This window comes from Nocardiopsis sp. TNDT3 (assembly GCF_003427465.1).
In the GTDB taxonomy this organism is placed as follows: Bacteria; Actinomycetota; Actinomycetes; order Streptosporangiales; family Streptosporangiaceae; genus Nocardiopsis; species Nocardiopsis dassonvillei.
Genome location: NZ_QPFC01000838.1, coordinates 1 through 6613, shown reverse-complemented (window position 1 = coordinate 6613; position 6613 = coordinate 1). Strand labels below are relative to the sequence as shown.

The 6613-nt window shown below is 72.8% G+C and carries 7 protein-coding genes; 6 read left to right on the top strand and 1 reads right to left on the bottom strand.

Annotated elements, in window-relative coordinates; translation table 11 throughout:
- The first annotated feature begins 33 nt into the window (after positions 1-33).
- The 4 genes from DQW06_RS20275 (at position 34) to DQW06_RS20260 (ending at position 2983) form a co-directional block, all read left to right on the top strand.
- Positions 34-480, top strand: coding sequence for a MarR family winged helix-turn-helix transcriptional regulator (locus tag DQW06_RS20275; protein ID WP_013153422.1), 447 nt, complete (start codon positions 34-36; stop codon positions 478-480).
- Positions 481-603: 123 nt separating this feature from the next.
- Entirely contained in the window at positions 604-1113 is a 510-nt protein-coding gene (locus tag DQW06_RS20270) for a hypothetical protein (RefSeq protein WP_013153423.1), read from the top strand.
- A gap of 155 nt (positions 1114-1268) precedes the next feature.
- The gene (locus DQW06_RS20265) at positions 1269-2354 is read left to right on the top strand and encodes an S-(hydroxymethyl)mycothiol dehydrogenase (RefSeq protein WP_013153424.1); all 1086 of its coding nucleotides are present in this window, start codon (positions 1269-1271) and stop codon (positions 2352-2354) included.
- Positions 2351-2983 (top strand): MBL fold metallo-hydrolase, encoded by a 633-nt coding sequence (locus tag DQW06_RS20260; protein WP_013153425.1) that lies wholly within the window; start codon positions 2351-2353, stop codon positions 2981-2983. Before DQW06_RS20265 ends, DQW06_RS20260 begins: the two co-directional genes overlap by 4 nt.
- Before the next feature lie 88 nt (positions 2984-3071).
- On the opposite strand, the gene DQW06_RS20255 is transcribed toward DQW06_RS20260, so the two are convergent.
- On the bottom strand, positions 3072-4145 hold the full coding sequence (locus DQW06_RS20255; RefSeq protein WP_013153426.1) for a hypothetical protein: 1074 nt from the start codon (positions 4143-4145) through the stop codon (positions 3072-3074).
- A 583-nt stretch (positions 4146-4728) separates the two neighbouring features.
- Between DQW06_RS20255 and DQW06_RS20250 the strand changes: the two genes are divergently transcribed.
- Both DQW06_RS20250 and DQW06_RS20245 read left to right on the top strand, forming a co-directional pair.
- Complete coding sequence (locus tag DQW06_RS20250; RefSeq protein WP_013153427.1) at positions 4729-6102, top strand: multidrug effflux MFS transporter; 1374 nt, start codon at positions 4729-4731, stop codon at positions 6100-6102.
- Between the two features lie 277 nt (positions 6103-6379).
- On the top strand, positions 6380-6589 hold the full coding sequence (locus tag DQW06_RS20245; protein ID WP_013153428.1) for a hypothetical protein: 210 nt from the start codon (positions 6380-6382) through the stop codon (positions 6587-6589).
- Positions 6590-6613: the final 24 nt, after the last annotated feature.

Below are 6613 nucleotides of genomic sequence, written 5' to 3'. Positions count from 1 at the left end.
GATCCGCCCCGCGCGGTGGGGGAGACTGGGGGTGTGAGCACCGAGAACAGCCGCCCCGGACCGCCCGTGACCAGTCCCTCGATCATCCTGCTGACCCTGGCGCGCGGTATCGAGACCGAACTGAACGCCGCGCTCGCGCCCCTGGACCTGACGGTCGCCCGGCTCGGGCTGCTCGGCCACATCTCCGGGGTTCCGGGCGCCTCGTTCAGCGATCTGGCGCGGATGTCGGGGATCACGGTCCAGAGCGTGCACGGCTCGGTGAAGTCGCTGGTCGCCGCGGGCCTGGTGCGCGACCACACGTCGCGGGCCGGGGCCGCCTCGGCGATCGAGATCACCGACGAGGGCGCCCGCCTGCTCGACGCGGCCAGGCAGGCGGTGGCCTCGGTGGACACCGCGATGTTCGGGCCGGACGCCGACCCCGTGCGGCGGCGGGTGGGCGAGGCCGCGCGGGAGGCCTTCGGCGCCCCGGGCGGCTCCTGAGACCGGCGGTCCACCGCCTCTCCCGTTTCCCGGATCACCTCCGGGGTCGTGCACCGACCCCTCCTTCAGGCTGCCTGAAGCCAGGGGTATGCTTCAGGCACCCTGAAGGAAGAAGGACATCTCATGGAACACCTGCTGCTCTCGGTCCACGTGCTCGCCGCCATCGTGTTCGTCGGCGGATCGACCGTCGCGGCCAGCCTCTTCCCGCGGTTCGCCCCCGTCGCCGTGCCCGCCACCGTCGGCGCCGCCGACGCGGGGGCCGCGGGCACGCCCCCGGGCGCCCGCTCCCCCGACGGGCGCGACCCGGGTGAACGCGACGCCGCCGTGGCCGCCCTGCTGCACCGCACCACCCGCGGTTACGCCGTCGCCGGGATCGTCGTCCCCGCCGTCGGGATCGCCCTGGCCCTGCTCCAGGGCCGGATGGGCGAGATCTGGGTCATCGTCTCGATGCTGCTCACGGCCCTGGCGGGCCTGATGCTGGCCGCGCTGATCTACCCCCGCCAGCGCGAGGCGCTCCGCGAGCCCGGCGACCCCCGCGCGCTGCGCACGCTGTCGATGATCACCGGGATCTACAACCTGGTGTGGGCGTCCGTCGTCGTGCTCATGATCGTCCGCCCGGGCTCGGGGGCGTGACCGGCGCTCCCCGGCCGCACCCCGGGGAACCGGTGGGAGGGCGTCCGGGGCAGGAGGAGGCCCCGCGACCGGGATAGGTGTGACGCGGGTGGGGAATGGTGCCGGAAGCGGCGCGTACCCGCGCCGCCTCCGGCCACGTGTGGGGGTAAGCGAAGATGTCTCAGCGGGTACAAGGGGTGGTCTGCCGGTCCAAGGGGGCGCCGGTGGAGATCACCACGGTCGTCGTGCCCGATCCGGGCCCCGGCGAGGCCGTGGTCAGGGTGCAGGCGTGCGGGGTGTGCCACACCGACCTGCACTACCGCGAGGGCGGCGTCAACGACGAGTTCCCCTTCCTGCTCGGGCACGAGGCCGCGGGCATGGTGGAGTCCGTGGGCGAGGGCGTGACCACCGTCGCGCCGGGTGACCACGTGATCCTGAACTGGCGCGCGGTGTGCGGGGACTGCCGTGCCTGCCGCCGGGGACGGCACCAGTACTGCTTCGACACGCACAACGCCGAGCAGCGGATGACGCTGGAGGACGGCACCGAACTCTCCCCCGCCCTGGGCATCGGCGCGTTCGCGGAGAAGACCCTGGTCGCCGCGGGGCAGTGCACCAAGGTGGACCCGCAGGCCTCGCCCGCCGCGGCCGGTCTGCTGGGCTGCGGGGTCATGGCCGGGATCGGCGCCGCCATCAACACCGGCGGCGTGGGCATCGGGGACTCGGTGGCCGTCATCGGCTGCGGCGGCGTGGGCAGCGCGGCCGTCGCGGGCGCGCGGTTGGCCGGGGCCGGACGGATCATCGCCGTGGACCTGGAGGACCGCAAGCTCGAATGGGCGCGCGGGTTCGGCGCCACCCACACCGTCAACGCCTCCTTCACCGACCCGGTCGAGACCATCCGCGACCTGACCGGCGGTTTCGGCGCCGACGTGGTGATCGACGCCGTGGGCACCCCCAGGACCTACGAGCAGGCCTTCTACGCGCGCGACCTGGCGGGCACGGTCGTGCTGGTGGGCGTGCCCACCCCGGAGATGCGCCTGGACCTGCCGCTGCTGGACGTGTTCGGCCGCGGCGGGGCGCTGAAGTCCTCCTGGTACGGCGACTGCCTGCCCTCGCGTGACTTCCCGGTGCTCATCGACCTCTACCTCCAGGGACGCCTGGACCTGGACGGCTTCGTCACCGAGGAGATCGGACTCGGCGAGGTCGAGGAGGCCTTCGCCCGGATGGAACGCGGCGACGTCCTGCGCTCGGTGGTGGTCCTGTGAGCGGCGCGCGCGTGGAACACCTGACCACCTCGGGGGTCTTCGCCCTGGACGGCGGGGAGTGGGAGGTCGAGAACAACGTCTGGATCGTGGGCGACCGCGACCAGGCCCTGGTCATCGACGCCGCGCACGACGCGGGCGCGATCCTGGGCGCGGTGGGCGACCGCGAACTCGTGGCGGTGGTGTGTACGCACGCGCACAACGACCACGTCAACGCGGCCCCGGCGCTGGCCGAGGCCACGGGCGCGCCCATCCTGTTGCACCCGGCCGACCGGGTGCTGTGGGACATGACCCACCCGGACCGCGCGCCCGACGCGGAGCTGTCCCAGGGGCAGGACATCACCATCGCCGGGACCAGGCTGACCGTCCTGCACACCCCGGGCCACGCCCCGGGCGCGGTGTGCCTGTACGCACCCGACCTGGGCGTGCTGTTCAGCGGCGACACCCTGTTCCAGGGCGGCCCGGGGGCGACGGGACGGTCCTACTCGGACTTCCCGACGATCGTGGAGTCCATCCGCGACCGGCTGTTCAGCCTGCCGGAGGACACGGTGGTCAACACCGGGCACGGCCCGTCCACGACGATCGGCGCCGAGGCGCCCCACCTCCAGGAGTGGATCGACCGGGGACACTGAGGGCCGCGGTGGGCGCGGCCCGCCATCCGGGCCGCGCCCTCGGTGTCCGGGGCGGCGGCCGGAGGCGCACCGCCGCCGCCCGCCCCGCTCAGACGGGGCGGGCGGCGGTGAGGCGGGCCCCGTACTCCATGGCGGCGAGCACCGCCGGCACAAGCCGCCCGGAGAGCCGCGCCAGCCGGTCCGGGGCCAGGACGACGCGCAGCGCGCCCGGCGCGAAGGTGGCCAGCGCGCGCCCGACCAGGGGGTCGTCCCGGCGGGCGCGCAGGCCCGCCACCGTGCCCGGCCAGTGCAGCTCCTGGACCGCGCCGAAGGCGGCGGCGGTGGCCCAGAGCGCGAACAGCGGCCCGGAATCGGCGCCCAGGTGCTCGGCGCAGTCCCGGCTCAGCTCACCCGGCGCCGCGCCCCACTCCTCCAGCACCCGCGCTGTGGGCCGGTGGGCCTCGGGCACGTCGTTGCCGGTGTCGATGACCACGGCCTCCCCGGTGTTCCAGCGCAGGAACGGCAGCAGCGGGGGCAGGTCCAGGACCGGCCCCGCGAAGCGGGCGCCCTCCGCCGCGAAGCAGGCCGAGTGCCGGAGCCCGTGTTCGTCGTTGCCCTTGATGCTGGGCAGGTCCTCGTGCTCGACCAGGTTGGGCGCCGCGACCAGGGCGGGGGTGCCGCGCTCCCGCAGGAACCGCAGGGCGGCGCGGTCGTCGGAGCGGCCCCCGGCGCCGCGCAGGTAGCGGCCCATGTCCAGGGCCGGTTCGCGCGGCAGGAGCAGGGCGGGAGTCGGCATGTACGGGTTGACCACCGGGACCGCTCCGGCTCCGGTGAACACCGCCCACCGGGCCAGGTAGGCGGTGCGCGAACCCCATTCCACGAAAAGGGAGAGCGCGGCCTCGGAATGCCTTTTCACCGCGTCGCGCACGGAGTCGGCGAAATCCGCGCACACGCGGACGTCGTCCTGGAGGACGAGGTGGTGGGTGGAGTCGAAGCGTTCCGCGCTGGAGAAGGCGACCTGGGAGGCGCGCAGGGAGCTGGGCGGCCCGTCGGGCTCGGGGTCCACGGCCAGGCAGGCGTCCTCGATCCCGAGGGAGTCCAGGACGCGGCGCGCGGCGGCGATCCGGCGGGGGTGGGTCATCACGGACGCGGACAGCACGACGGGAGAAAGGGGGTTCGGCATATGCCGAGAATAACCGGAAAAATGCCGGAATCAAGGCCGAAGAAAGTTATTTTCCTTTTCCCGTAAACCCTTACCCGGTCAGGCTAGCACACCTTTCCGGGGAATTCCCCTGCCGGTGCTCGCGGCGTGCGGCCTCCAGAGGCCGGCCCCACGGCCCCACAGGCCTGTGAGCTCCTGGGGCGTGCCTCCCAGGTCCGCTCTTTTCTTCACAGAACACGCTGCCGAAAGGCGTGTTTCGCCCAGCGGAACTACCACGGGGTAACCATGGGGAATCGGGCACCACGCGGCCGGGGGAATGAGCGGAACCCGAGGACCCGACGGCCCCCATCCCCGCATGGGCGTCGTCACAGCGGACCGAATCCCTTTACCAGCAGGGCATTCCAACACCGTAATTCGGATCACTCGACGTGTTGGGTAAAGCGGGGATTGCCTGCTCCTAGCCTTGTGTTGGAGGCGGAAGTGATCCCGGGACCCTCTGGTCCTCTCACGGGACTTCTGTCGGCGCCCCGCCCGAAGGCGGTTCACGGCGCCCCCCGCGTACCGCGCACCGCTTGTCGATACCTTTCCCCGCGTTGGAGCCTCGGTGACCCTTGCTTCCGCACGTCCGAATCGTCGTGCCCAGATCACCACGGACGTCCAGGTCGTCCCGGACGCCCAGAACGTCCCGTCCGCCCACAACCCCCCGCACCACCACGACGTGCCGCAGCAGGCCGGTCCGGCCCGCCAGGAGGCCACGGCCGCCACGGCCCGGACGCGCCGCCGCACGCTGCTGCTCGTCCTGGTCCTCGGCGTGCTGTCCGCGATCGGCCCGCTCGCCACCGACCTGTACCTGCCCGCGCTGCCCCAGATCGCCGCCGACCTGGGCACCAGCGAGGCCAGCGTCAAGCTCACCCTGACCTCGGTGATGGCCGGTCTGGCCCTGGGCCAGCTCGTCATCGGCCCGCTCAGCGACCGCTGGGGGCGCCGCGCGCCGCTGCTGGTCGGCATCGGCGTGTTCACCGCCACCACCCTCGCCATCGCGACGGTGAGCAGCGTGGAGATGTTCAGCCTGCTGCGCTTCGGCCAGGGGCTGTCGGCCGCGGCCGGACTGGTGATCTCGCGCGCGATCGTGCGGGACGTGTTCGACGGCGACGCCGCCGCCACCTTCTTCTCCCGGCTGGTGCTGCTCTCCGGCCTGGCCCCCATGCTCGGCCCGATCCTGGGCGGCCAGCTGCTCTTCTTCGGACCCTGGCAGCTGCTCTTCGCCGTGCTCGGCGCGACCGGGCTGGCGACCTTCGCACTGGTGCTGTTCGGCCTGCCCGAGAGCCTGCCGCCCGAGCAGCGCGAGCGGGTCAGTCCGCGTGCGCAGCTGCGGGTGTTCGGCCGCCTGCTGCGCGACATCCGCTTCACCGCTCCCACGCTCACGCTCGCGCTGAGCTTCGGGATGAGCTTCACCTACATCTCGACGTTCTCGTTCGTGGCCCACTCGCGCTTCGGGGCCAGCGCCCAGGAGTTCAGCCTGGTGTTCGCGGTGACCACGCTCGGCATGATCATCGGCAACCAGCTGAACGCCTACCTCATCCGCCGGGTGGAGATCCACCGCCGCCTGTTCCTGGGCCTGGCCGGGTCGATCGCCTCGGTGGCCGCGCTGGCGCTGCTGGGGTCCTCGGGCGGCGCGAGCCTGGTGACGGTGACCGCCGCGCTGTTCGTGATGATGGTGTTCACCGGTCTGGTGTCGCCGAACGCCACGGCGCTGGCCCTGGACGGACAGCCGCCGAAGATCGCCGGAAGCGGCTCGGCCCTGCTGGGCACGCTCCAGTTCGGCATCGGCTCCGGCCTGGCCTCGACCGCCGGGCTGACCGGCCCGGTGACCCTGTCCAGCATGACCGCGGTCATGCTCGCCACAGCCGTGGCCGCCGCGGTGGTGTTCACCGCTTTCGCGGTGCGTACGCGGCGCACCGCGCTGGCGACCGCCTGAGCGTCGGTGCGCACGGCCGGTGTGATCCGCCTTTTCAGGCCCGGACCGGCCCTCACCACCGGCGGCATAGACGTGGTTGGTGGAGGGGCGCCGCCGAACGGACTCGAAGCCGGACCCGCTGAGCCGGATGGCCCCGGACCGGGGGACGGCGCGCGTTCCGTACGGGGAGCGGATCCGCGCGGAAGCGGGAGGCGGGACCGGGTGAAACGTCGCGTCTCGCGGGTATAGGTCTGCGGCGAAGACAACCGATCTACCCCCCATCCCCTGGAGGCAGAGCGTGCGAGTACGCATCGTTCTTTCGACCCTCGTCGTCCTGTGGCTGCTCGTCGGGCTGATCGCCGCGTTCCAGCGCGGTCTGTTCAGCAGCGACGAGACCTCGTGCTCGACGCTGGGCCACACCGTCGGAACCATCTTCGTCGGGCCGTTGAACTACATGGGGGTCAATCCGACCATCGAGTGCCCGCCCCTGCCCGAACCCTCCGAGTAGCGGATCCGGCGCCCCCCCCCCCCC

What these genes read in the sequence shown, in the direction of transcription:
- DQW06_RS20255 (WP_013153426.1), bottom strand. Translation starts at nt 4,145, where the DNA reads ATGCCGAACCCCCTTTCTCCCGTCGTGCTGTCCGCGTCCGTGATGACC.
- DQW06_RS20270 (WP_013153423.1), top strand. Translation starts at nt 604, where the DNA reads ATGGAACACCTGCTGCTCTCGGTCCACGTGCTCGCCGCCATCGTGTTC.
- DQW06_RS20265 (WP_013153424.1), top strand. Translation starts at nt 1,269, where the DNA reads ATGTCTCAGCGGGTACAAGGGGTGGTCTGCCGGTCCAAGGGGGCGCCG.